At 70.0% G+C, this 21,702-nt stretch carries 22 protein-coding genes; 11 read left to right on the plus strand and 11 right to left on the minus strand.

Translation table 11 applies throughout. The annotated features are described in order from the left end of the window. Together ABB22_RS13445 and ABB22_RS13450 are read right to left on the minus strand one after the other, a co-directional pair. Complete coding sequence (locus ABB22_RS13445) at positions 1-1,230, minus strand: alginate export family protein (protein ID WP_082443592.1); 1,230 nt, start codon at positions 1,228-1,230, stop codon at positions 1-3. A 132-nt stretch (positions 1,231-1,362) separates the two neighbouring features. Continuing rightward, the gene (locus ABB22_RS13450; RefSeq protein WP_055768812.1) at positions 1,363-1,848 is read right to left on the minus strand and encodes an Lrp/AsnC family transcriptional regulator; all 486 of its coding nucleotides are present in this window, start codon (positions 1,846-1,848) and stop codon (positions 1,363-1,365) included. A gap of 128 nt (positions 1,849-1,976) precedes the next feature. Here ABB22_RS13450 and phhA point away from each other — a divergent pair, with 128 nt between their 5' ends. Beyond that, entirely contained in the window at positions 1,977-2,867 is an 891-nt protein-coding gene (gene phhA, locus ABB22_RS13455) for a phenylalanine 4-monooxygenase (RefSeq protein WP_055768809.1), read from the plus strand. Between the two features lie 89 nt (positions 2,868-2,956). Here the strand turns inward: phhA and ABB22_RS13460 are convergent, their stop codons facing one another. Beyond that, positions 2,957-3,670: a DUF2306 domain-containing protein gene (locus ABB22_RS13460; protein WP_152984179.1), complete on the minus strand. Its 714-nt coding sequence runs from the start codon at positions 3,668-3,670 to the stop codon at positions 2,957-2,959. Positions 3,671-3,698: 28 nt separating this feature from the next. Between ABB22_RS13460 and ABB22_RS13465 the strand changes: the two genes are divergently transcribed. Both ABB22_RS13465 and ABB22_RS13470 read left to right on the plus strand, forming a co-directional pair. Continuing rightward, positions 3,699-4,940: a sensor histidine kinase gene (locus ABB22_RS13465; protein WP_082443591.1), complete on the plus strand. Its 1,242-nt coding sequence runs from the start codon at positions 3,699-3,701 to the stop codon at positions 4,938-4,940. Continuing rightward, the gene (locus ABB22_RS13470) at positions 4,937-5,572 is read left to right on the plus strand and encodes a response regulator transcription factor (protein WP_055768800.1); all 636 of its coding nucleotides are present in this window, start codon (positions 4,937-4,939) and stop codon (positions 5,570-5,572) included. Before ABB22_RS13465 ends, ABB22_RS13470 begins: the two co-directional genes overlap by 4 nt. A gap of 81 nt (positions 5,573-5,653) precedes the next feature. Here ABB22_RS13470 and dmeF read toward each other — a convergent pair whose 3' ends face one another. Further along, positions 5,654-6,607 (minus strand): CDF family Co(II)/Ni(II) efflux transporter DmeF, encoded by a 954-nt coding sequence (dmeF, locus tag ABB22_RS13475; RefSeq protein ID WP_055770242.1) that lies wholly within the window; start codon positions 6,605-6,607, stop codon positions 5,654-5,656. Positions 6,608-6,653: 46 nt separating this feature from the next. On the opposite strand from dmeF, the gene ABB22_RS13480 reads away from it, so the two are divergent. Next, positions 6,654-6,926 (plus strand): metal/formaldehyde-sensitive transcriptional repressor, encoded by a 273-nt coding sequence (locus ABB22_RS13480; RefSeq protein ID WP_055768797.1) that lies wholly within the window; start codon positions 6,654-6,656, stop codon positions 6,924-6,926. Between the two features lie 48 nt (positions 6,927-6,974). On the opposite strand, the gene ABB22_RS13485 is transcribed toward ABB22_RS13480, so the two are convergent. The 4 genes from ABB22_RS13485 to ABB22_RS13500 all read right to left on the minus strand — a co-directional run bounded on the left by ABB22_RS13485 (position 6,975) and on the right by ABB22_RS13500 (position 11,483). Continuing rightward, entirely contained in the window at positions 6,975-8,558 is a 1,584-nt protein-coding gene (locus ABB22_RS13485; protein ID WP_055768793.1) for a PepSY-associated TM helix domain-containing protein, read from the minus strand. A gap of 7 nt (positions 8,559-8,565) precedes the next feature. Then, positions 8,566-8,865: a hypothetical protein gene (locus tag ABB22_RS13490; RefSeq protein ID WP_055770239.1), complete on the minus strand. Its 300-nt coding sequence runs from the start codon at positions 8,863-8,865 to the stop codon at positions 8,566-8,568. After that, positions 8,862-9,149: a hypothetical protein gene (locus ABB22_RS13495; RefSeq protein WP_055768791.1), complete on the minus strand. Its 288-nt coding sequence runs from the start codon at positions 9,147-9,149 to the stop codon at positions 8,862-8,864. The genes ABB22_RS13490 and ABB22_RS13495 overlap by 4 nt, the downstream gene beginning before the upstream one ends. A gap of 69 nt (positions 9,150-9,218) precedes the next feature. Continuing rightward, entirely contained in the window at positions 9,219-11,483 is a 2,265-nt protein-coding gene (locus ABB22_RS13500; RefSeq protein WP_055768788.1) for a TonB-dependent siderophore receptor, read from the minus strand. A 178-nt stretch (positions 11,484-11,661) separates the two neighbouring features. Between ABB22_RS13500 and ABB22_RS13505 the strand changes: the two genes are divergently transcribed. From ABB22_RS13505 to ABB22_RS13525, 5 genes are all read left to right on the plus strand, one after another. Beyond that, on the plus strand, positions 11,662-12,393 hold the full coding sequence (locus ABB22_RS13505) for a DUF3348 domain-containing protein (protein ID WP_055768786.1): 732 nt from the start codon (positions 11,662-11,664) through the stop codon (positions 12,391-12,393). Between the two features lie 10 nt (positions 12,394-12,403). Beyond that, positions 12,404-14,800 (plus strand): DUF802 domain-containing protein, encoded by a 2,397-nt coding sequence (locus ABB22_RS13510; RefSeq protein ID WP_055768783.1) that lies wholly within the window; start codon positions 12,404-12,406, stop codon positions 14,798-14,800. Beyond that, positions 14,797-15,456 carry an OmpA family protein gene (locus ABB22_RS13515; protein WP_055768781.1) on the plus strand — a complete coding sequence of 220 codons (660 nt, stop codon included), beginning with the start codon at positions 14,797-14,799 and terminating at the stop codon, positions 15,454-15,456. Before ABB22_RS13510 ends, ABB22_RS13515 begins: the two co-directional genes overlap by 4 nt. After that, positions 15,446-16,108 carry a DUF2894 domain-containing protein gene (locus ABB22_RS13520; protein ID WP_055768778.1) on the plus strand — a complete coding sequence of 221 codons (663 nt, stop codon included), beginning with the start codon at positions 15,446-15,448 and terminating at the stop codon, positions 16,106-16,108. Before ABB22_RS13515 ends, ABB22_RS13520 begins: the two co-directional genes overlap by 11 nt. A gap of 107 nt (positions 16,109-16,215) precedes the next feature. Next, positions 16,216-17,709 (plus strand): serine hydrolase domain-containing protein, encoded by a 1,494-nt coding sequence (locus tag ABB22_RS13525; protein ID WP_082443590.1) that lies wholly within the window; start codon positions 16,216-16,218, stop codon positions 17,707-17,709. Between the two features lie 67 nt (positions 17,710-17,776). Here ABB22_RS13525 and ABB22_RS13530 read toward each other — a convergent pair whose 3' ends face one another. The 3 genes from ABB22_RS13530 to ABB22_RS13540 all read right to left on the minus strand — a co-directional run bounded on the left by ABB22_RS13530 (position 17,777) and on the right by ABB22_RS13540 (position 19,754). After that, complete coding sequence (locus tag ABB22_RS13530; protein WP_055768774.1) at positions 17,777-18,172, minus strand: DUF3224 domain-containing protein; 396 nt, start codon at positions 18,170-18,172, stop codon at positions 17,777-17,779. Positions 18,173-18,315: 143 nt separating this feature from the next. Then, on the minus strand, positions 18,316-18,672 hold the full coding sequence (locus ABB22_RS13535) for a hypothetical protein (protein ID WP_055768771.1): 357 nt from the start codon (positions 18,670-18,672) through the stop codon (positions 18,316-18,318). A 377-nt stretch (positions 18,673-19,049) separates the two neighbouring features. Continuing rightward, entirely contained in the window at positions 19,050-19,754 is a 705-nt protein-coding gene (locus ABB22_RS13540) for a pirin family protein (RefSeq protein ID WP_055768768.1), read from the minus strand. Positions 19,755-19,885: 131 nt separating this feature from the next. Here ABB22_RS13540 and ABB22_RS13545 point away from each other — a divergent pair, with 131 nt between their 5' ends. Then, a complete protein-coding gene (locus ABB22_RS13545) occupies positions 19,886-20,815 on the plus strand; it encodes a LysR family transcriptional regulator (RefSeq protein WP_055768766.1) in 930 nt (309 codons plus the stop codon). A 14-nt stretch (positions 20,816-20,829) separates the two neighbouring features. Then, the gene (locus ABB22_RS13550; protein ID WP_152984180.1) at positions 20,830-21,498 is read left to right on the plus strand and encodes a hypothetical protein; all 669 of its coding nucleotides are present in this window, start codon (positions 20,830-20,832) and stop codon (positions 21,496-21,498) included. Positions 21,499-21,702: the final 204 nt, after the last annotated feature.

Here is a 21,702-nt window from a genome sequence, read left to right on the forward strand (position 1 = left end):
CTACAACCGGGTGTACTGCACCTGCACCCAGAATTTGTCGGCGTCGCGCGTGCGCAGCGCGTCGCTGCTACGGTAGCGCGCGGTCTTGAGCAGCACGCTCAGGCCTTTGAGCTGCGGAATGGCGCGCTCCCACGACAGGTCGAACTCGCGGCCATAGCGGTAACCGCCGCGGTCGCTGCGGAAGTCGTGGTACCAGGCCTGCGCCTTGCCGCCGGCCAGTGGCAGCGCCACACCGGCATAGGCGTCGCGCAGGCCGTCGGCCGGGGTGGTCAGGAACTGGTCGGCCCAGCCCTGGAACGCGTGCTTGGTCGCCAGCGGCGTCTGGAAGGCGCGGTTGCCGGGGCCGCCATGGCCGGCGCCGAGCACTTCATAGCCGAGCGTGCTCTTCACGTTCCCGGCGGCATGGCTGGCTTCGCCCAGCCAGTAGCGGCTGTCCAGCGACCAGGGATTGTCCCGGCCATCGACCTGCCGCGCATGTTCCAGCACGTAGCCGACGGCGCCGTGGCTGCCCTGCAGGCGCAGGCCGGTGGTGTCGCTCGACAGCGTGCCGCGTGGCGCGCCCGCCGCCACCGCCACGTTCTCCAGGTCCAGCCGGTAGTGATAGCCGGTGAGCGCCAGCGCCGCACTCGGCGCGAACCGCGCCTGCAGCAGGTGGCTGTCGCCGTGGATGTTGGCCGGCGCGGTGAGGCTGGGCGCGGCCGGTTCGTCCGGACCGAACACGGTGTTGATGTTGCCCACGTAGGCGTAGGTCAGTTTCCAGCGCGCATCCGGCGCCCATTCGGCCATCGCGCCGTCGTAGGTCTGCTCGTTCTGGCGCCAGCCCACGCCGCCGACGAAGCGCTGGTTGCCCAGGTTGATGCGCTGCCGGCCGAACTGCACATTGCCGCGCGCGCCGTCATAGCGCAGCAGCGCCTGGTTGAGTTCGGCGTAATCCGGGTCGGCCACCGTCGGGTACTGGGTGCGGCCGTTGCGGGTGTCGTTGAAGCGCTCGCCGCCCAGGTGCGCCACGCCGTCGACTTCGCCCAATGCCGACCAGCCGTGCCAGCGCGCGGTGCGGTAGCCCAGCCGCAGGCGTGCGGTGTGGGCATCGGCGTCGCGGGCGAAACCGTCCTGCGCGACATGCTCGTAGCGGTAGCGCAGGTCCAGCAGCGGCGCGCCGCCGGCATCGGCCGCCAGCGCCGGCGCGGCGGCCAGCAGCAGGGGCAAGGCGTGGAAGAGGCGGATCGACATGGCGGGCTCTCGTGTGGGGTGGCGCCATCCTCCGCGCCCGCTCCCACGGCCACCATGACGCGGATCAAGCCGGCGTCGATCGCATCCTGATCCAATGTGCGGCTGCCCCGCGCGCTTCCGCGCCGGCCTGCATCAGCCGCGGCCAAGCTGCGACAGCGGCAGCGCGCGGAACTCCTTGACCGTGCGCAGCACGAAGCTGGAATTGACGTCGGCCACGCCGGTGGCATCGAGCAGCTTGTCGAGCAGGAACGCGGAGAAGTGGTCCAGGTCGCGCACGTAGATGTGCAGCAGGTAGTCCATGTCGCCGGTGAGCGCGTGGCAGGCCACCACCTCGTCCCACAGCTGCACCGCCTCGACGAAGTGGCCGATCGCCGCCTGCCCGTGCTTGGACAGCTGCACGCGCACGAAGGCCTGCAGGCCCAGGCCGATGGCGCGCGGTTCCAGGCGCGCGCCGTAGCCGGCGATCACGCCTTCGGCTTCCAGCCGCTGCACGCGGCGCAGGCAGGCCGAAGGCGACAGGTTCACCCGCGTGGCCAGTTCGGCGTTGGTGGCGCGGCCATGCTGCTGGATTTCCGCCAGCAGGCGCAGATCGGTGCGATCGAGGGAGACGGCATTCATTTGTTGCTCCGCAACATAGAATCGACGCAACAATGTTGCGCCATGTCATGCATCCTGCGCAATTTCGCACACCTGTTGCGCGGCCGGCTTTCTACCATTCCGGTGATCGACTTTCCCGGAATACCGCCATGGACACTTCCCCGCGCCGCGTAGAGCACCAACAGACCGACAAGGGATACGTGCCGGTCTATACCACTGCCGTGGTGGAGCAGCCGTGGGACGGCTACAGCGCCGACGACCATGCCACCTGGAGCACGCTGTACCGGCGCCAGCGCGAACTGCTGGTCGGCCGCGCCTGCCGCGAATTCCTCGATGCCCAGGACGAGATGGGCATGAGCGAGCACATGATCCCGCGCTTCGACCAGCTCAACGAAGTGCTGGGCGCGGCCACCGGCTGGACCCTGGTCGGCGTGGAAGGCCTGCTGCCGGAACTGGACTTCTTCGAGCACCTGGCCAACCGCCGCTTCCCGGTGACCTGGTGGATCCGCCGCCCCGACCAGATCGACTACATCGCAGAACCCGATCTGTTCCATGACCTGTTCGGCCATGTGCCGCTGCTGATGAACCCGGTGTTCGCCGACTACATGGCCGCCTACGGCCGCGGCGGGGTCAAGGCGCACGCCATCGGCCCGGAGGCGCTGCAGAACCTGACCCGCCTGTACTGGTACACGGTGGAGTTCGGCCTGATCGACACCGCCGAGGGCCTGCGCATCTACGGCGCCGGCATCGTCTCGTCCAAGGGCGAATCGCTGTACTCGCTGGAATCGGGGGCGCCGAACCGGATTGGCTTCGACCTGGAGCGGATCATGCGCACCCGCTACCGCATCGACACCTTCCAGAAGACCTATTTCGTCATCGACAGCTTCGAGCAGCTGATGGCGGCGACCGAGCCGGACTTCACCCCGCTCTACGCGCGGCTGGCCGAGCAGGCGCATTTCCCGGCCGGCGACGTGCAGGACGGCGACCGGGTGTTCCAGCGCGGCAGCGGCGAAGGCTGGGCCGACGGCGGCGACGTCTGAGCCCACGCCCGTAGGAGCGGCTTCAGCCGCGAGGGGGCTTTTGTCGGGAAAGCCCTTTCGCGGCTGAAGCCGCTCCTACCCCTAAAGCCTCACCTTGGCGCCTGCGCCATCGCGGCCCGGCGGCCACCGTACCTGCGGTCCAGGCGGATGCCGACGATCACCGCGACCACCACCGGCGCCGTCCACGGGAACAGTTCGACCAGCAGCGGCGGCACCGTGGCGTGCGCCTGCAGCCACTGCCACACCGGGCGCATGCCGATGCCGAGGAAGGCGACGTGGGTGGCGATGCCCGCGCCCAGCATGGACTGGTAGTGCTGGCGCAGCGCCCAGTCCGGGCGCGAGGGGCCGCGGCGGGCGAATGTCCGCATGCGCCAGCCTGTCCACAGGCCGATCATCGAGAACCCCAGGAACAGTATCTGGCCCTTGCCGATGCCCACCAGCAGCGTGGCCAGCGCCAGCAGCAGCATCGGCCACAGCGCCAGTTTCCAGCCGATCCGCCCTACCAGCCGCTTCCAGTCGCGCTTGTCGGTGACCGCGCGCCACGCCAGCCAGGCGGCATTGCCGGTGATGGCCATCAGGTAGGCCAGGAACAGCGCCGACAGCGGCTGCTGGCGGAAGAAGGCGTACTGCACGGTGATCGGCAACGCGGTGGCCACGATTACCGCCATCGCCACCAGGTACACCTTGCCCAGCGCGCGATGCCGCGGCGAACCTTTCTTCATCAGCGCCGCCGACCAGAAGCCCACCAGCGCGACCACGCCGGCCAGTACGTGCAGCGCGACGAACAACGAATATCCAGGCATGACGGTTCCTCCGGTGACGGCCGGCGGAATGCGGCGGCCATGCACAGGTTCGCGGAGCGGTGCCAGTCACGGCAGTCGCCACGGTCACCACCGGACCCTGCCGGAAGTCACTTTCTGCACCGCCCCCCTTGCCGGCGGCGGCCGCGCCCACCAGCATGCGCGCATGGAAATCGGCTCGCAGTCGCGCTGGCGCGGACTACTTCATCCCCTCAACCTGGCCGGCCTGCTCACCTGGTGCGCCGTGGCCTTCACCCTGTCCTATGGCGACGCCGCGTTGCAGCCGTGGCGCTGGGCCTGCGCCCTGCTGTTCCTGGCCGCCTTCCTGGTGGCCACGGCGCTGCCGCAGGCGTCCTGGCAACGGGCGACGCTGCTGCTGGTCGAAGCCGTCGCCGCATTGGCGCTGGTGCGGCTGGCCCATTACAGCGGCGTGGCGCCCGCGCTGCTGGTGATGCTGGCCGCGCAGGTTGCCGCCACCTGGCCGCTGCGCGTCGCCCTGCTCGCCGTCGCCGCCTTGAACCTGGGCATGTACTTCGTGCTGCGCGGGGTCAACGCGCATGCCGGCGTGGTGGTGCTGATCTTCGCCGGCTTCCAGGCCTTCGCCATGCTCACCACGCACTATGCGCGCAGCGCCGAGCAGGCGCGCGACCGGCTGGCGCTGGTCAATGCCGACCTGCTCGCCACCCGCGCGCTGCTGGCGGAAAGCTCGCGCGATGCCGAGCGCCTGCGGCTCGCACGCGACCTGCACGATGTCGCCGGACACAAACTCACCGCGCTGCGCCTGCAGCTGCGCGCGCTGGCAGGACGCGCCGACGCACCGGCCGGGCTGGCGTTGTGCGAACAGCTTTCCGCCGAGCTGCTCGGCGACATCCGCGCGGTGGTGCAGTCGCTGCGCGACAGCGGCGAGCTCGACATCGCCACCGCCCTGCACGCGCTGGCCGCGCCCCTGCCGCGACCACGGCTGCAGCTGCGGCTGGACGACAACGTGCAGCTGCGCGACACCGGCCTGGCCGAGGCGCTGCTGCGCTGCGTGCAGGAAGCCCTGACCAACAGCGCGCGCCACGGCGATGCGCAGGTACTGCACGTGGCCCTGCGCCAGCACGATGGCCGCCTGCGGCTGGACATGCACGACGATGGCCGGCTGCGCGGCGAACTGCGCGAAGGCAACGGCCTGACCGGCATGCGCGAACGCGTCGCCGAGCACGGCGGCAGGCTGCAGCTGCGGCGCGGCGCGTCCGGCGCGCTGCACATCCAGGCGGAGTTCGCGGCATGAGCGGCGCCCCACGCATCGCCCTGGTCGACGACCAGGCCCTGATCCGCGCCGGCCTGCGCGCCCTGCTGCTGCAGCAGGGCATCGAGATCGCATTCGAGGCCGACAGCGGCGAGGCTCTGCTGGCACAGCTGCAGCAGCAGCCGGTGCAGCTGATCGTCTCCGACATCCGCATGCCGGGCATGGACGGCATCCAGGCATTGCAGGCGCTGCGCGAACGCGGCGACAGCACGCCCTGCCTGTTCCTGACCACCTTCGACGAGAGCGACCTGCTGCTGCGCGCCACCGAAGCCGGCGCGCAGGGCTTCCTGCTCAAGGACGCCGCGCCGGAAGACCTGCGCGATGCCATCGTGCGCATCGTCGCCGGCCACACCCTGCTGCAGCCGGTCAGTACCGAAGCAGTGCGGCAGCGCTATCGCTACCACGCCGACGATGCGCCCAGGGAGCTGTTCAGCCAGAAGGAGGTGGCCGTGCTGCGCTTGATGGCCGGCGGCTACAGCAACCGCGAGATTGCCGGCAGCCTGTTCCTGGCCGAGGGCACGGTGAAGAACTACGTCTCGGCCATCCTCGACAAGCTGGACACCCGCGACCGCACCCGCGCGGTACTCAAGGCGATCACCCTGCGCATCATCTGAACACCTTGGCCGACCGTCGCAGGGGCGCCTTCGGCCGGCACCGGCCTTGCCAGCGGCGGCCGGTCGCGACTGGATCCGTTCCTACGGGACGGCTGGAAGGGCGGTACTGCGCACTTCCACGGTGACGTGCACGATCTCCTCGTGGATCGACAGCGCGCGGTGGAATACCTCGGCGCCCACGCCCGGCACGGTCGCCACCTCCATCGAACAGGCGAAGCGGCCGCGGCCGACCTGCCAGACGTGCAGGTCGCTGATGCGCGCCGGCACCTCGCCCTGCTCGACCGCTTCGCGGATCTCCGCCACCACCGGCGTGTCCATCTCCGCATCCAGCAGCACGCGGCCGGTCTGGCGGATCAGGCCCCAGGCCCACACCGACACCAGCACCGCGCCGACGATGCCCATCACCGGGTCCATCCAGGACGCGTTGAAATACAGGCCACCGAGCAGGGCGACGATCGCCAGCACCGAAGTGGCCGCATCGGCCAGCACGTGAAGGTAGGCCGAGCGCTGGTTGAGGTCGTGGTGATGATGGCCGTGATGATGGTCGTGGTCGTGGCCATGGCCATGGTGGTGATCGTGCTGGTCGCGCAGCCACCACGCGCACAACAGGTTCACCGCCAACCCCACCACGGCGATGGCGATGGCCTGCGGGTAGTGGATGGGGCTGGGCTTGAACACGCGCGCGATCGATTCGAAGGCCATGATCGCGGCCACGCCCAGCAGCAGGATCGCGCTGGTGTAGCCGGCCAGGATCTCGATCTTCCAGGTGCCGAAGGCGAAGCGCGGGTCGTCGCGGTAGCGCCGCGCGCAGGCGTAGGCGAAGGCGGCCAGCCCCAGCGCCAGCGCATGCGAGCTCATGTGCCAGCCGTCGGCCAGCACCGCCATCGAGTTGAACCACCAGCCGCCGGCGATCTCCACCCCCATCATCAGCACGGTCAGGGTCATGGCGCGGCGGGTGTTCTTCTCCGCCATCGGATTGCCTTCGCTGAAGGCGTGGCGGTGCCGGCGGGAACGGGCAAGGGCTTCAAGGTTCATCGCGGCGATCTTTTCGTATACCCCCATAGGGTATACGATCCATGGCATGGCACATATCCAGCGCGACAGGAAGAAGCTGCTCACCCGCGTCCGCCGCATCGCCGGCCAGGTGGCCGCGCTGGAACACGCGCTGGAGGCCGGCGACGACTGCGACGCGGTGCTGGTGCAGATCGCCGCTGCCAAGGGCGCCATGCACGGGCTGATGCTGGAGGTGATGGCCGGCCACCTCAGCGACCACGTCGTCGCCGAGAAGGATCCGGCCAGGCGGGCGGGCGAGGCAGCGGTGCTGCTGGAACTGCTCAAGCGCCACGCGCGATGACGGAACGCCGCGGGACCGGCGCCGGTCCGCGCGGCCATGCCGTTCCGTTCAAACCGTGCGTGCCGGCTCCATTGCCGCCCGCGCCCACACGCTGTCGGTGTGGCCCCGCTCCATCCGCAGTCGGGTGCGATGGGCGATATGCAGCATCACCGGCACGGCGGCGAGCGCGGTCGCGTCCACGGGCCAGCTGCCCGGGTGGCTCCACGTACCGCCGATGCCCCACAGGCCCGCCAGGCTCGACAGCGGAATGGCCAGGGTGAAGGCCGCGCCCGCCCACAGCAGTTCCACCGCGGCGCGCGACGGTCCGCGCAGGAAGGCCCAGGCCACCGAGGCGGAGAACACCGCGTAGTAGATGGCCTGGTGCCACCCGGCCAGGTCCTGCACCTGCGCCGGCAACCATTTGGCCGCGGCGAGCGTGGCCGAGATGCCAGCCACGCTTCCCAGGGTCACGCCGCTGGTCAGGCAGCCCAGCGCCCATGCCGAACGCTTCTGCGGCACCGTTTCCACGCCGCGTTGCTTCCGGCGCCGCGATTCGATCCACAGCACGTTGCCGGTATGGAACAGCGCCGCGCCCGCCAGCCCCATCAGCACGTACAGCCAGCGCACCGCGTTGCCGCCGTAGCTGCCGAAGTGCAGGGCGAAGAAGGCATTGACCGCCTCGCTCCATCCGTCCATGTGGCCGGGCAGGTCGTGGGTGTCCACGGTGCCGCTGTACGGGTCCAGCCCGGCCTGCATCCAGGTGCGCCCGCGCGCGCCGCGGCGCACGTCCAGACCGACGACGCTGGCCTCGGCCTGGCCCTGGCGGTTTTCCTGGAAGGTGAAGGCATGCACGTCGAAGCCCGGCAGCTGCGCCTGGACGCGAGCCAGCAACTCCTGCGCGGGCAGCGGCGCATCGCCGGCCGGCGGCGGCGCATGCTCGCCCCAGTCGAGCTGGCCGCCGTACAGCACCTTGGCCTGGGTAGCGTAGAACGGCGTATGCAGGGCGAAGCCGACGCTGGTGAGCGCGATCACCAGGTGGAACGGCAGGCTGAAGATGCCCAAGGCATTGTGCGCGTCCAGCCACATGCGCTTGATGTTCTTGCCGATGCGCAACGCGAACACGTCCTTGGCCAGCGTCGGCAGCAGTACGACCAGCCCGGACAGCAGCGCCACCGCATAGGCCAGCGCCACCGCGCCCATGACGATGCGGGCCACGGCATCGGGCAGCGGCAGGCCGACGAACTGATGCATGCGGTCGACCAGGCCGGCCGCGCTCGCCTTGCGCAGCTTCTCCGTCTGCAGGCTGCCGTCGGGAGCGAAGCTGGCCCCGTACTCGATCAGCTCGCGCGGCCGCTTCCCGCGCTCGGCCCAGATCACCCGCGCCGGCTGGTCGGGCGAGGGCTCGATGATGATCGAATGGCGCCGGGCGGCCTGCGGATGTACGGCCAGCACCGCGGCCAGCAGCGTCTCGGCATCGCGCAGCGGCGGTGCGGCGGCCAGGCCCGAGGGCGGCGTGGCCCAGCGCTCCAGCGGCTTCTCGAACATGGTGATCGCGCCGGCGTAGAACGCGATGAACAGCATCAGCCCGCAGACGATGCCGATCCAGATGTGCACATCCTTGTAGACCTTGATGATGTCGCTGCCGATCTTCATGCCCGCCTCACCCCAACCACGCCTTCAGCAACGCCAGCAGGCCGGAGGCCGCCAGCGTCGCCGCACCCAGCCACGACCAGGCGCGCCGGCCGTCGCGGAACAGGAATACAAAACCGAGCACCGTGGCCCACAGCGGCGCGATCATCCACATGTTGAACTGCAGCTTGCCCTCGCCGGCGAGGCCGCCCGGCGTGAGCAGGGCGATCACCCCGCTCAGCGCGACCGACAGCGCATAGCCCAGCACCACGCCCGCCGTGGTCTTGCCGAACCAGTGCCGGCTCTGCAGCCGCGTCCGCGTGCCGCTCATGCCGGCCCCCGTGCGCGCGTGCGCGCCCGCCACGCGCCCAGGAAGGGCGCCAGCGACCAGACGAACATCAGCAGCACCGCCCAGGCGAAGACGGCCTCCATCGGCGCCAGCACGCGCAGCATCGCCAGCAGCGACGCCAGCGCGCAGGCCGCACCGGGCCACCCGCGGCGGCGCGACGGCCAGGGCCCCGCCGCCCGCCACTGCTGCTGTGGCGAGGCGAGATAGGCCAGCAGCGCCGCGGCGGTGCCGGAAGCAGCCGCCAGAATGGCGAGCAGGAGGGTCATGGCGCGATCTCCGTCATGGCGCGCCGGTGCCAGCGGTGCCGTGATGGCACGCGTGGCACCGGCATTGCCTTACCAGTACCAGCGGGCGTTGGCGGTGATGGTGCGGCCGGTGCCGTACCAGCACGACGAGGTGCCGGTACAGGTGGTGACGTAGCGCTTGTCGGCGATGTTGCCGATGTTCAGCGACAGCATCACGTTGGCGTCGGTCACCCGCGACAGGTCGAAGCGGATCGCCGCATCCCACAGGGTGTAGGAGGGGATGTTTTCCGGATAGCCGGAGGTGATGGTGCCCAGGCTGCTGCCGACGATCAGGGTCGGGCCGTAATAGCGCAGACCGGTGGCGAGGCTGAAGCCCTCCAGGGCGCCCGACTGGAAGGTGTAGTCACCCCACAGCGAACCCATCCAGTCCGGCACCATCGCCAGGTCCTTGCCTTCCCACACGGTGCCGCTCTTGACCAGCTCCGAATCCATCCGCGACAGCGCGCCGATCACGCTGAAGCCTTCCAGCGGAGTGATGCGTGCTTCCAGTTCGACGCCGCGCACCCTGGTTTCGCCGGCGCTGATGTAGCAGGCGGTGATGCCGCCGGCACCGCAGACGTTGCCGTGGTCGGTATCGGGGATGGTGTCGTCCTTCTTGCGCAGGTCGTAGGCGGCCAGGGTGAACAGGCCGTCGAAGCTGGCCGGCTGGTACTTCACGCCCACTTCCCATTGCTTGCCGCGGGTCGGGTCGAAGGCCTTGCCGTCGAAGCTGTCCAGCGCGGTGCGGGTCGAAGGCTCGAACGACTCCGCATAGCTCAGGTACGGCGAGAAACCGCTGTCGAAGGCATACAGCACGCCGGCGTTGCCGCTGAACGCTTCGTTCTTCAGCCTGGTCGTGGCCGAACGTGGCTGGCAGGTGCCGGCACCGGTGCAGGACTGGCTCCAGGACTCGTCCTTGAACCAGTCATAGCGGCCTCCGAAGGCCAGGCGCCACTTGTCCAGCGCGATCTGGTCCTGCACATACACGCCGGTCTGGGAGGTCTTGCCGCCGCTCAGGCCGATGCTGTCGGGGAAGCCCGCCGGCAGGCCGGTATGGACCGGGTTGAAGATGTCGATCGGCTTGGGGTTGCGCGGGTCGGTGGGCGTCGCGCGCGGCCCCTGCAGGCGGCTGCCGGTCTGGTCGCCGTGGCGCCAGTCGGCACCGAGCAGCAGGGTGTGCTCGGCCGCACCGGTGCTGAACTTGCCGACGAGGCGGTTGTCGATGCCGTCGGTATCGGCATCGCCCAGGCCGGAGGCCTGGCGGCGCGCTTGGGTGCGGCCATCGGCATTGAGCGCACCATTGGTGACGATGCCGCGGTACAGCGAGTCCACGTGCATGTGGCGCGCGCTCTGGTTGAAGGTCCAGTGCTCGTTGAAGGCATGCTCGAACAGCCAGCCGGCGTGCCAGACGGTGGCATTCCAGGTGTCGAACTCCGGCTCGCCGATGAAGGTGGTGTTCTTCATGTAGCCGTACCGGGTCGGGATCAGGGTGCCGTCCATCGGCAGGAACTGGTAGGTGCTGCCGCCCTCGTCCTTCTGGTAGTAGCCCAGCAGGGTCAGGCGGGTCTTGTCGGCGACCTGGAAGGTGTAGCTGGGCGCCAGGAACCAGTGCTTCTGCTTGACCGTGTCGATCTGGGTGTCGCCGTCGGCGTAGCGGCCGACCAGGCGGGCCAGGTGGCGGCCGTCCTCCGTGCCCGCGCCCACGTCGAACGCGCTGCTCCAGGTGCCGTGGCCGTCCACGCCCAGCTGCAGCACCTGGCGCTGGCCCGGCTCCGGGGTCTTGCTGACCTGGTTGACCATGCCGCCGGGAGCGACCTGGCCGTACATCACCGCCGACGGGCCCTTCAGCACTTCGACGCGCTCGATGTTCCAGGTGTCGATCTTGCCGCGGTTCCATGCGCTGCCCGGCGGCGGAGCGCGCAGGCCGTCCACGGTCATCTGCCCGCTTTCGCTGCCGGCGTTGAAGCCGCGGATACGGAAGTCGTCGTAGCGGTTGTCCGAGCCGGAGCTTTCCAGCACCACGCCGGCGACATAGCGCATCGCTTCGTTGAGGTTGACCACGCCACGCGCATCCAGCTCCTCGCGGGCGATCACCGACACCGACTTGGCGGTTTCGGCGATGGGCGTATCGGTCTTGGTGGCGCCCGAGGTATGCGTGGTGACGCGGTAGGCATTGACCTGCACCGCATCCAGCGTGCGCGCGTCATCGGCGGCGGGCGCCTCGTCGGCGAGCGCGGCGGACGAGGCCAGGGACAGAACGATGGCCAGCGGCAGCGAAGCCGGCCGCCAGACGGAACGGGGGAGATGAGAGGACATGCAGCCAACCTGGATCGTGGGAGAAGGAGTTGGCTGACTGCTGTCGCAGCGGCTGACGCGCCGAATTGTAACAAATGCGAATGATTAACAATACTGCGACAACATGCCGCATGCCATCGCGTGCCGGCCCCGGCATCCGTTGCCGTGTAAAATCCGCGGTTTTTCCCAGTCAGGACCCATGGCGAAAGCTTCAACACGGGCGCCCGTCCTGGGCCCGGCGTTCATTCGCCTGCTGGCCCGCTTCAGCGCCGCCGATCTCCCGCGCACGCCGCCGGTGCTGACCGAGCGGCTGGCGCAGTGGTTTGACTGGAACCGCGCCATCACCCTGTCGCGCGCGCTGGACAACCGCCTGCCCGGGGCCGAAGCGGGCGCCGGCTTCGACGACGCCCAGGACGCCGAATGCGCGCGCCTGCGGCAGGCGCTGCTGGACACGATCGAGGCCGACATCGACCTGTCCGCGCCCAGGCGCAAGGATGCCAGCGCCGCCGGCATCGACCCCGGCTACCTGCCCTACCGCCAGCACTGTCTGGCCGCGCAGCGCGCGATGCAGGCGACCACCGGCCTGCTGCGCGGCCGCCTGCGCGACATGCTGGCGCTGCAGTCGCCCACCAAGGCGCGGCTGGCCGAGGTCGATGCGGTGATGGAAGCCACGCTCAGCCCGCGCGAACAGGCGCTGCTGGCCGTGGTCCCCGGCCTGCTCGGCCTGCACTACCAGCGCCTGCGCGATGCCGGCGCCCCGAACACCAACGATCCCACCGGCGCCGATACGCCGGACGACACCTCCGCGGCTCCCGCCACCGGCCCCTGGCTGGCACGGTTCCGCCAGGACATGCGCATCGCGCTGCTGGCCGAACTGGACGTCCGCTTCCACCCCATCGACGGCCTGCTCGCAGCGCTGCGCACCCGGTAACCGCATCTCCATGTCCAGAACCTTCATCGCTCCCGTCGTGTTCCTTGCCGGCCTGCTGGCCGTGTGCTGGATCGGCATCGGCTACCTCGGCAGCCACCCGCTGGCCGCCGCCGTCGCCGCGCTGATCGCCACCTGCTACCTGGTCGGCGCCGTCGAACTGCTGCGCTACCGGCAGGCCACCGCCACGCTGGTGCAGGCGCTGCCGTCGCTGGGCGAAGCCGCCGGCAACCTCGACGGCTGGCTGTCGCGGCTGCAGCCGGGCCTGCGCAGCGGCGTGCGCCTGCGCATCATCGGTGAGCGCGTCGGCCTGCCCGCGCCCGCGCTGACGCCGTACCTGGTCGGCCTGCTGGTGCTGCTGGGCATGCTCGGCACCCTGCTCGGCATGATGGCGACCCTGCGCGGCACCGGCCTGGCGCTGGAAAGCGCCAGCGACCTGGACGCCATCCGCAGCTCGCTGGCCGCGCCGGTCAAGGGCTTGAGCTTTGCCTTCGGCACTTCGATCGCCGGCGTCGCCACCTCGGCGGCGCTGGGCCTGCTGTCGGCGCTGCTGCGCCGCGAACGCGCGCAGGCCGTGCAGCAGCTGGACGCGGGCATCGCCGCGCAGCTGGGGCACCTGTCGCCGTCGGCGCAGCAGCGCGAAACCTTCCGCCTGCTGCAGGAACAGAACGCGCTGATGCCGGCGCTGGTCGATCGCCTGCAGGCCCTGGCCGGGACGCTGGAACGCCAGCAGCACGATGCCGGCCAACGCCTGCAATCCAGCCAGCAGGAATTCCACCAGCGCAGCGAAGCCGCGTGGACGCAGCTGGCCGCCTCGCTGCAGCAGGCGCTGCGCGAGGGCATCGCCCAGCAGGCCAATGCCGTCGGCGCCGCCCTGCAGCCGGTGGTGGACACCACCATGGCCGGGCTGGCCGGGAAATCCGCGCAACTGCAGGCCGCCATCGAGCAGGCGGTACGCACGCAGCTCGACGGCCTGGACAGCGCCGTGCAGGGTGCGGCCAGCGCCGCCCGCGACAGCTGGAATGCCGCCGTCGCCGAACAGCAGCGCGGCAATACCGCGCTGGCCGATGGTCTGCAGCAGGCGCTGCAGCAGTTCGCCGGCACCTTCGAGCAGCGCTCGGCCGCGCTGGTCGATGGCGTGGCGGCGCGGCTGGAGGACAGCACCGCCCGCACCGCCGAGACCTGGAACAGCGCGCTGGTCCGCCAGCACGAAGCGCACGAGGCGCTGGCCCAGCGCAACGAGCTGGCGCTGGTCGCCGCCTCCGCCCGTTTCGACCAGCACGCACGCACCCTGGTCGATACCCTGCAGCAGTCGCATGGCGAACTGCAGTCGGCGCTGGCCGCGCGCGACGAGCAGCGGCTGGCGCAGTGGTCGCAGTCGCTGGCGGCCATGCTCGCCACGTTGGACGAAAGCTGGCAGCGCAACGGCGCGCAGGTCGCGCAGCAGCAGCAGCAGGTCTGCGACGCGCTGGCCCGCACCGCGGGCGACGTCGCGGCGCAGCTGCAGGCCGCGGCCGGCGGCGCGCTGGACGGCATCGCCGGCAACGCGCAGGCCTTGACCGAAGCGGCCGCGACCTTCGCCCAGCGCAGCGACGCGATGATCGAAGCGCTGCACCGCACGCACGGCGAGCTGCAGGACGCCCTGCAGGCGCGTGATGCCGAGCGCCTGGCGCAGTGGCGCGATGCCTTCGCCCAGCTGACCGGCGAGTTCGGCCAGCGCTGGGAGCACAGCAGCGCACAGGTCGCCGCGCAGCAGCAGCAGGTCTGCGACACCCTGGCGCAGACCACGCAGGCGATCCACGCGCAGGCACAGGCGCAGGCCCGCGACACCCTGGCCGAGATCGAACGGCTGGTCGCCACCGCGTCCGAGGCGCCGCGCGCCGCGGCCGAAGTGGTCGCCGAGCTGCGCCAGAAACTGTCCGACAGCATGGTGCGCGACACCGCCACCCTGGAAGAACGCGGGCGCCTGCTGGAAACCGTGCAGACCCTGCTCGACGCGGTCAACCATGCATCCACCGAGCAGCGCGGCGCCATCGACGCGCTGGTCTCCACCTCGGCCGAACTGCTGGAGCGCGTCGGCAGCCGCTTCACCGCGCAGGTCGAAAGCGAGGCCGGCAAGCTCGACGACGCCGCCGCGCACGTCACCGGCAGCGCGCTGGAAGTGGCGAGCCTGGGCGAGGCGTTCGGCGGCGCGGTGCAGGCGTTCGGCCAGTCCACCGAGACCTTGAACGAACGCCTGCAGGGCATCGAATCGGCGCTGGAGAAATCGCTGGCGCGCAGCGACGAGCAGCTCGCCTACTACGTGGCGCAGGCGCGCGAGGTGATCGAGCTGAGCATGCTGTCGCAGAAGCAGATCATCGGCGAACTGCAGCAGCTGGCCGGCGCGCGCGACGGAGCCGGCGCCGCATGAGCGACGAGATCGAGTTCGACGCCGAATCCAGCGCCACCACCTGGGCCGCGTTCGGCGACCTGATGTCGGTGCTGCTGGGCGCGTTCGTGCTGATCCTGGCCAGCGTCATCGGCATCCAGCTGCTGCTGCACAACCGCCTGGACGAGGAGGTGAAGCAGCGCCAGGCCGAGGCCGCGCGGCTGAAGACACTGGAACAGGCGCTGGCCGCGCCGCTGGCCGCCGGCCGCGTGACCGTGATCGACGGCCGCATCGGCATCAGCGGCAACGTGCTGTTCGCGCTCAACTCCGACCAGCTGCAGCCCGAGGGCCGCGAGCTGCTGCAGAGCATCGCCGGGCCGCTGCGCGACTACCTGTCCGCGCGCGATGAGATCCTGATGGTCAGCGGCTTCACCGACAACCAGCCGGTGCGCGCGGCCAACGCCCGCTTCGCCGACAACCTGGAGCTGTCGGCGGCGCGCGCGCTCACCGTCACCCGCACCCTGATCGCCGACGGCGTGCCGTCGTCGTCGGTGTTCGCCGCCGCCTTCGGTGCCGAGCAGCCGGTGAGCTCCAACGACGACGAGGCCGGCCGCGCCAGGAACCGCCGCGTGGAGATCGCGCCGATCCCGCGCCACACGTCCAATGAAAAGTCCGGCGGCAAGGCCGATGCCCACTGAAGCCGGCGACATCCACGCGCGGCTCGAGGACTGGCGCCGGCACGGCGCCGATCGCATCGATCCGCTGCGTTTCGCGCTGATGACCGCGCTGGCGCAGCGCGCGGCGCGCCACGACGGCGCCGTGCGGCAACGCCTGGAAGCGCGCCTGCGTGAACTGGCCGATGCCTATGCCGCGCTGCCGCCGCGCCCGCAGGCGATGGAACTCCCGCGTGGCACCGGCGACAGCCTGCTGAAGCCGTTGCTGGACCAGTTCGGCACTGCACCGCGACCGGATGCGCCCGTACAGGTCGCCGCCACGCTGCCGCCACGCGAAACCGGCGACGCCACGCCCGCCGCCGATCTCGCCGCGCCGATGCCGGTGCTGGACGAATTCCAGCAGCTGTGGACCCGCATCCGCATCGATGGCCTGCTGCGCCAATGCCTGGACGGCCTGCCCGAGGACGCCGGCCCGCTGCATTCCAGCGTGCTCACCTACCGCGCAATGGCGCTGATGCGCGAGGTCTGCCCGGACTACCTGCAGCACTTCGTCGCCTATACCGATGCGCTGTCGTGGCTGGAGCAGCTCGGCGGCAGCGCGGCCGCCGGCAGCGACGCCGATGGCGCGGCCAGTCCGCGCAGACCCGCGCGCACGGGCGGACGCAGGAAAAAATAGGGCGGCCGCCTGCCCACCCCCATGTCCCGGGTTGTCACATCACCCGAGGCATGTTCTTCATACTGCTTCCGGTCCCCGGCCTGCCTGCCACGATGGCGAGAACGTCCATGAAGAACCCTGCGTTGCTGTCCTGCACGGCACTCCTGCTGTGGAGCCTGTGCGCTGCTGCCCATTCGGCACCGGCGTCCACGTCCGCCGCGACGCCGGCATCCGCGCTCCAGGCACGCATTTCCAGGGTCGAGCAGGGGCTCTCCACGCGCATCGTGGTCAAGGGTTCGCCGGAGCGGAAGATGGCGCTGGAAGAACGCATGGCCTTCCACCGGGTGCCGGCGGTCAGCATCGCGCTCATCGACCAGGGCCGGATCGCGTGGGCGCGTGCCTACGGCGTGGTCGATGCCGCCAACCAGCGGCCCGTCACCCCCACCACGCTCTTCCAGGCCGGCTCCATCAGCAAGCCGCTCAGCGCCCTGGGCGCGCTGCACCTGGTCGAGCAGGGCCGGCTCTCGCTGGAGGCGGATGCGAACGACCAGCTGGCGTCGTGGGAGATTCCGCAGAACGCGTTCACCCGCGCCGGCACGATCAACCTGCGCCGGCTGCTCAACCACAGCGCCGGGGTGACGGTGCACGGCTACAACGGCTACGCGCCGGGCCAGCCGTTGCCCACATTGCTGCAGGTGCTCGATGGCATCGCACCGGCGAACTCGGAGCCGGTCCGGGTCGATATCGCGCCCGGAAGCGCCTGGCGCTATTCCGGTGGCGGCTACAGCATCGTCCAGTTGATGGTGGCCGAGGCCAGCGGACAACCGTTCGAGCGGTACCTGGACACCGCGGTCCTGCAGCCCCTGGGCATGACGCACAGCACCTATGCCGTGCCACTACCGGAAGGAGCGGCCAGCCAGGCGGCCTCGGCCCATGACGGTGCCGGCCAGGCCCTCGCCGGCCGCTGGCGCCTGTACCCCGAATCCGCCGCCGCTGGCCTGTGGAGCACCCCCAGCGACCTGGCGCAGGTGATCCTGGAAGTGCAGCGGGCCGAGGCGGGCGGACCCGGCAGGATCCTGTCGCGCGACATGGTGTCGACCATGCTGACGCGCGGCCTGGGCGAGTACGGCCTGGGCTTTTTCGTCGAGCACCTGGGCGACCGCACCAGCTTCAGCCACAGCGGGGGCACCGAGGGGTTCCGCTCCCAGCTCTACGGCTATACCCGCTCCGGGCAGGGCGTCGTGGTCATGACCAACAGCATCAACGGCGCCGCATTGATCGACGAGATCCTGTGCAGCATCGCGGCCGAGTACGGCTGGCCCGAGTTCCAGGTGGTAGAGAAGACCGCGATTCCCACCGACGCGGCGACCAACCGGCTGCTGGCCGGTGACTATCGGCTGCTCGACCAGCCCGCCCACGTCGTCGCCGAGGGCGGACGCCTCTACTTCCAGAGCGATCTGTTCGGCGCGGGACGGATGGAGCTGTTCCGCGAGTCGGGGGATTCCTTTTTCATGACCGCCCAGGACATGAGCATCCGCTTCGGGCGGGACGATGACGGCACGATCGCGGGATTCGACCTGATCCGCGGTGCGGGAACCTATGCGGCGCACAGGACGCATTGAGGGGGAAAGGTCTGCCGTCGCCGCGGTCTTCCTCACGCATCCCGCCGGGCCTGGTTTTCCGGCGGCCTCAGGTGTCGCGGAAGCCGTAATCGAAGGTGTAGTGGTGTCTGCCGTCGACGATGTCGATGGCCAGGCGGCCGTGCAGGCCGGCCAGCTCGCCGGTGCCGCTGTCGGGCACCACGGTGAGGTCGAGGCGGGGCGTGCCGCGGTCCATGACGCCGTTGTGCTGGGCGTGGAAGCTGCCGCGGCGGCCATCGAGCGTGCCCTCGATGCGTTCGAGCGCGACATAGGCGCCGGAGCCGGACACCGGCGACATCGCCGCCAGCATGTGCACCACGCTGGTGGCGTTCAGCGCGCCATGGAAGCGTTTGTCGAAACGGACATGGCCGACGTCCGCGCCGCCGCCGACGTCCAGTGATTCCTGTGGAACGCGGGTGATGTCGAACTCGCCTTTGGCCTGCATGACCGATGCTCCTGGTTGGCAAGAGCGGCAATCCGGGCACGTATCGCCAGGTGCCGCCACTCGGGTGTCTGCGTGCCCGGATGCTGGCTCCGGAGGCCGCGCCCGCGCGCCTTCGAGCTCCTGCAACGCAGGCACGCAATGGATCATTTGCGGAACCAGATCTTCAACGTCACGTACAGCGCATAGGCCAGCGCCAGCACCAGCCACACCAGGAAGAGGACATTGGCCCAGTAAGCGCTGGCATTGGCGGCCAGGGTGTATACCTGCCCGGCGCAGCCCTTGCCGACGCAGGCTATTTCGCCCCGCGCCAGCGCGCGCACGATGGCGAACAGGAAGGCGCCCGCCACACCGATGCTCATCAGGAACCCCACCGGCCCGACCAACCCCTGGGTGGGTGCGCCGTTCTCGTCGAATGGCGCTTTCCGCAGCTGCTTCTGCCCGAACCTGTACCAGGCAAATCCCAGCAGGAGCAGCAGCGAGTAGTAGAGCAGGTCGCGCATGTCGTCGCGGTATCGTGGCCGGCCAGCGCGCAGTATGGCGGCAACCGGAGCCGCCGCATGTGGCGCCCCGCACGGATCGTGGGATCGCCCGCTGCTTCTTCCGGTTTCCAATGCCCTGCGCAGCTTGATCGCTTCCGATCCGTCGTCGCCAACGGGCGCGGTGGTCCATCTGTGCCCGCACATCATGCCAAGGAGCACCCGCGTGGCGCCGGAAGCATCCCGGCGTAGATCCATGGCGGCAACGCGGGGCATGTCCGGTCTTTGCCGGAACACCACCGACGCCTGCGCCGTTCCCGTGCCCGGCCCACGCCCGCGGACACCACAAAGGCGCGGTCGCCCGCGCCTTTGTGTCATTCACTCCCAGGTAGTCCTGCCGCTCAGGCGGCGGTATCCACCAGCACCAGTTCGGTGTCTTCCAGCGCGCGCAGGGTGATGCTGCTTTCGCCGGTGATGGCCGCGCCATCGCGGGCATCGAGCAGCACGCCGTTCACCTCCACCCTGCCGGTGTTGGGCACCAGGTAGCCATGGCGGGTGGCGTCGCTGAAGTGGTATTCCGCACTCTCGCCGGCCTTCAGCGACGCGCCCAGCACGCGCGCATCGGCACGGATCGGCAGGGCGTCGTCATCGCCCGAGATGCCGCTGGCCAGGGTGACGAAGCGACCGGAACGTTCGCCCTTGGGGAAGGGCTTGGTGCCCCACGCCGGCGCGCCGCCGCGCGCGTCCGGAATGATCCAGATCTGGAAGATGCGGGTCACGCCCGGCTCCATGTTGTACTCGGCGTGGCGGATGCCGGTGCCGGCGCTCATCACCTGCACGTCGCCGGCCTCGGTACGGCCCTTGTTGCCCTGGTCGTCCTGGTGGCTGATGGCGCCTTCGCGGACGTAGGTGACGATTTCCATGTCGGCGTGCGGGTGCGGCGGGAAGCCGGTGCCGGGCTGGATGGTGTCGTCGTTCCAAACCCGCAGCGCACCCCAGTGGACGCGCGCCGGGTCGCGGTACTCGGCGAAGGAAAAGTGGTGCCTGGCATCCAGCCAACCGTGGTTGGCTCCGCCAAGGCTTGCAAACGGGCGACGCTCGATCATGGCGTTCTCCTGCGTGGGTGGTTGCGATGGGGGCCAGTCTAGGCATGCGCCTTTGCATCCGGAATGGAAGGATTGAAAAGACATTCTTTCCGTTTATGCAATGATCTCCCCCTCCCCCTGCGGCCCTCCCCATGAGCCAACTGCCCGATCTGGAAGCCTGGGCCATCTTCGCCAAGGTCGCCGAGGCCGGTTCCTTCGCGCGGGCGGCCGAAGCGCTGGGGCTGTCGCAGGCCACCGTGTCCAAGGCCATCACCCGGCTGGAAGCGCGCATCGGCACCACGCTGTTCCACCGCACCTCGCGGCGCATGTCGCTGACCGCGGCGGGCGAGTCGGCGCTGGAGCGCGCCGCGCGCATCCTCGACGAGGGCGAGGCGGTGGAGGCCGAGGTCGCCGACCGCTCGACCACGCTGCGCGGACTGGTGCGGGTGGCCGCGCCGATGTCGTTCGGGGTGGCGCAGCTGGCGCCGCTGCTGCCGGCGTTCATGCGCCAGCATCCGGACGTGGAACTGGACGTCCAGCTCAGCGACGCGCAGGCGGACCTGGTGGCCGGGCGCTTCGACATGGCGCTGCGCATTTCCACCCTGGCCGATTCCAGCCTGCGCGCGCGGCGCCTGTGCCAGGTGCGCATCCTGCTGGTGGGCGCGCCGGCGTATTTCGCCGAACACGGCAGGCCGAAGCATCCGCGCGACCTCGCCCGCCATCGCGGTTTCCAGTACAGCTACACCCGCGGCGGCAACGCCTGGCGCTTCCGCCACGATCGCCACGGCGAGTTCGCGCAGACCGTGCCACGCCAGCTGCAGGCCAACAACGCGGAAGTGTTCGCCGGCGCGTTGCGCGACGGCCTTGGGCTGGCGCTGCAGCCGGAATTCATGGTCTGGGAAGACCTGCGCGACGGCCGCCTGGAAACAGCGATGGACGACTGGCAGGTGGAGCCGATCGCGCTGCACATCGTCACCCCGCCGGGCCTGCGCCGCCCGGCGCGCGTGCAGGCGCTGATCGACTACCTTGCTGCAGGCCTCGAACGCGCGCCATGGGCGACAGGTGCGGACGCAGACCGGTAACTTCGACGGTGACGATGACCACGGAGAAAGCGATGAACCTGGCGATGCGCATGCTGCTGGCGGGCCTGCTGCTGGTGCTGGCCGGAACCGCGGGTGCGACCGCGCAGGTAGCGGACCGCATCCTCATCGAAGGCCGCGAGTACGCGCTCAACACCAATCCGCTGGAAAGCCAGCTGCGCGACCGCCGCGACTTCCTGCCCGGGAACGTCTCGCGCAGCACCGCCAACTGGCGCGGCTATGTCGCGCACTGGGCGATCGACGGCGACCGGCTGCTGCTGCGCAAGGTCGAGGTGCGCCTGTACGACCGTGAAAGCGAGAAATCGAGCAGCGTCGACCTGCTGTCCAGACTGTTTCCTGGCGGTGCCCCGGTGGCCGCCACCTGGTACAGCGGCGCGCTGATCATTCCCGACGGGCGCCTGGTCGACTACGTGCACATGGGCTACGGCTCCACCTACGCGCACTACCGCGTCTACCGCATCGCCCAAGGCAGCGTGGTCGAGGCGCTGTCGATGGATGCCGAACAGTTCCGTGCCTGGCGCGAGCGGAAGTTCCAGGCGTTCAGGCAAACCGGGCAGTACCGCAAGGCCGTGGCCGACGTGCGCAGGGAGGGCGGCGGAATGAGCGCGGAGGACATCGACAGCTTCCTGCGCGGTTTCTATGCCGAGCAGTATCTGGGACGGTGAACCGGCCTGCGCATCGCTCGATTCACCCCGTCACTTCCTGTTGATCCGGTAGCTGAGAGCCGTGTTCGAGTGCGGCTTCAGCATGTTGCGCCGCCTCCCTGCCTCGCTGGCTTGCGAACCGCTGGACGCGGGGGGCATACCCCTTCATCCGATGCTCCAGATAGCCACGCATCTCACCGCAGGGGATTGTTTTCCCTGACGTAG

The organism is Stenotrophomonas nitritireducens (genome assembly GCF_001431425.1).
GTDB classification, from domain to species: domain Bacteria; phylum Pseudomonadota; class Gammaproteobacteria; order Xanthomonadales; family Xanthomonadaceae; genus Stenotrophomonas; species Stenotrophomonas nitritireducens.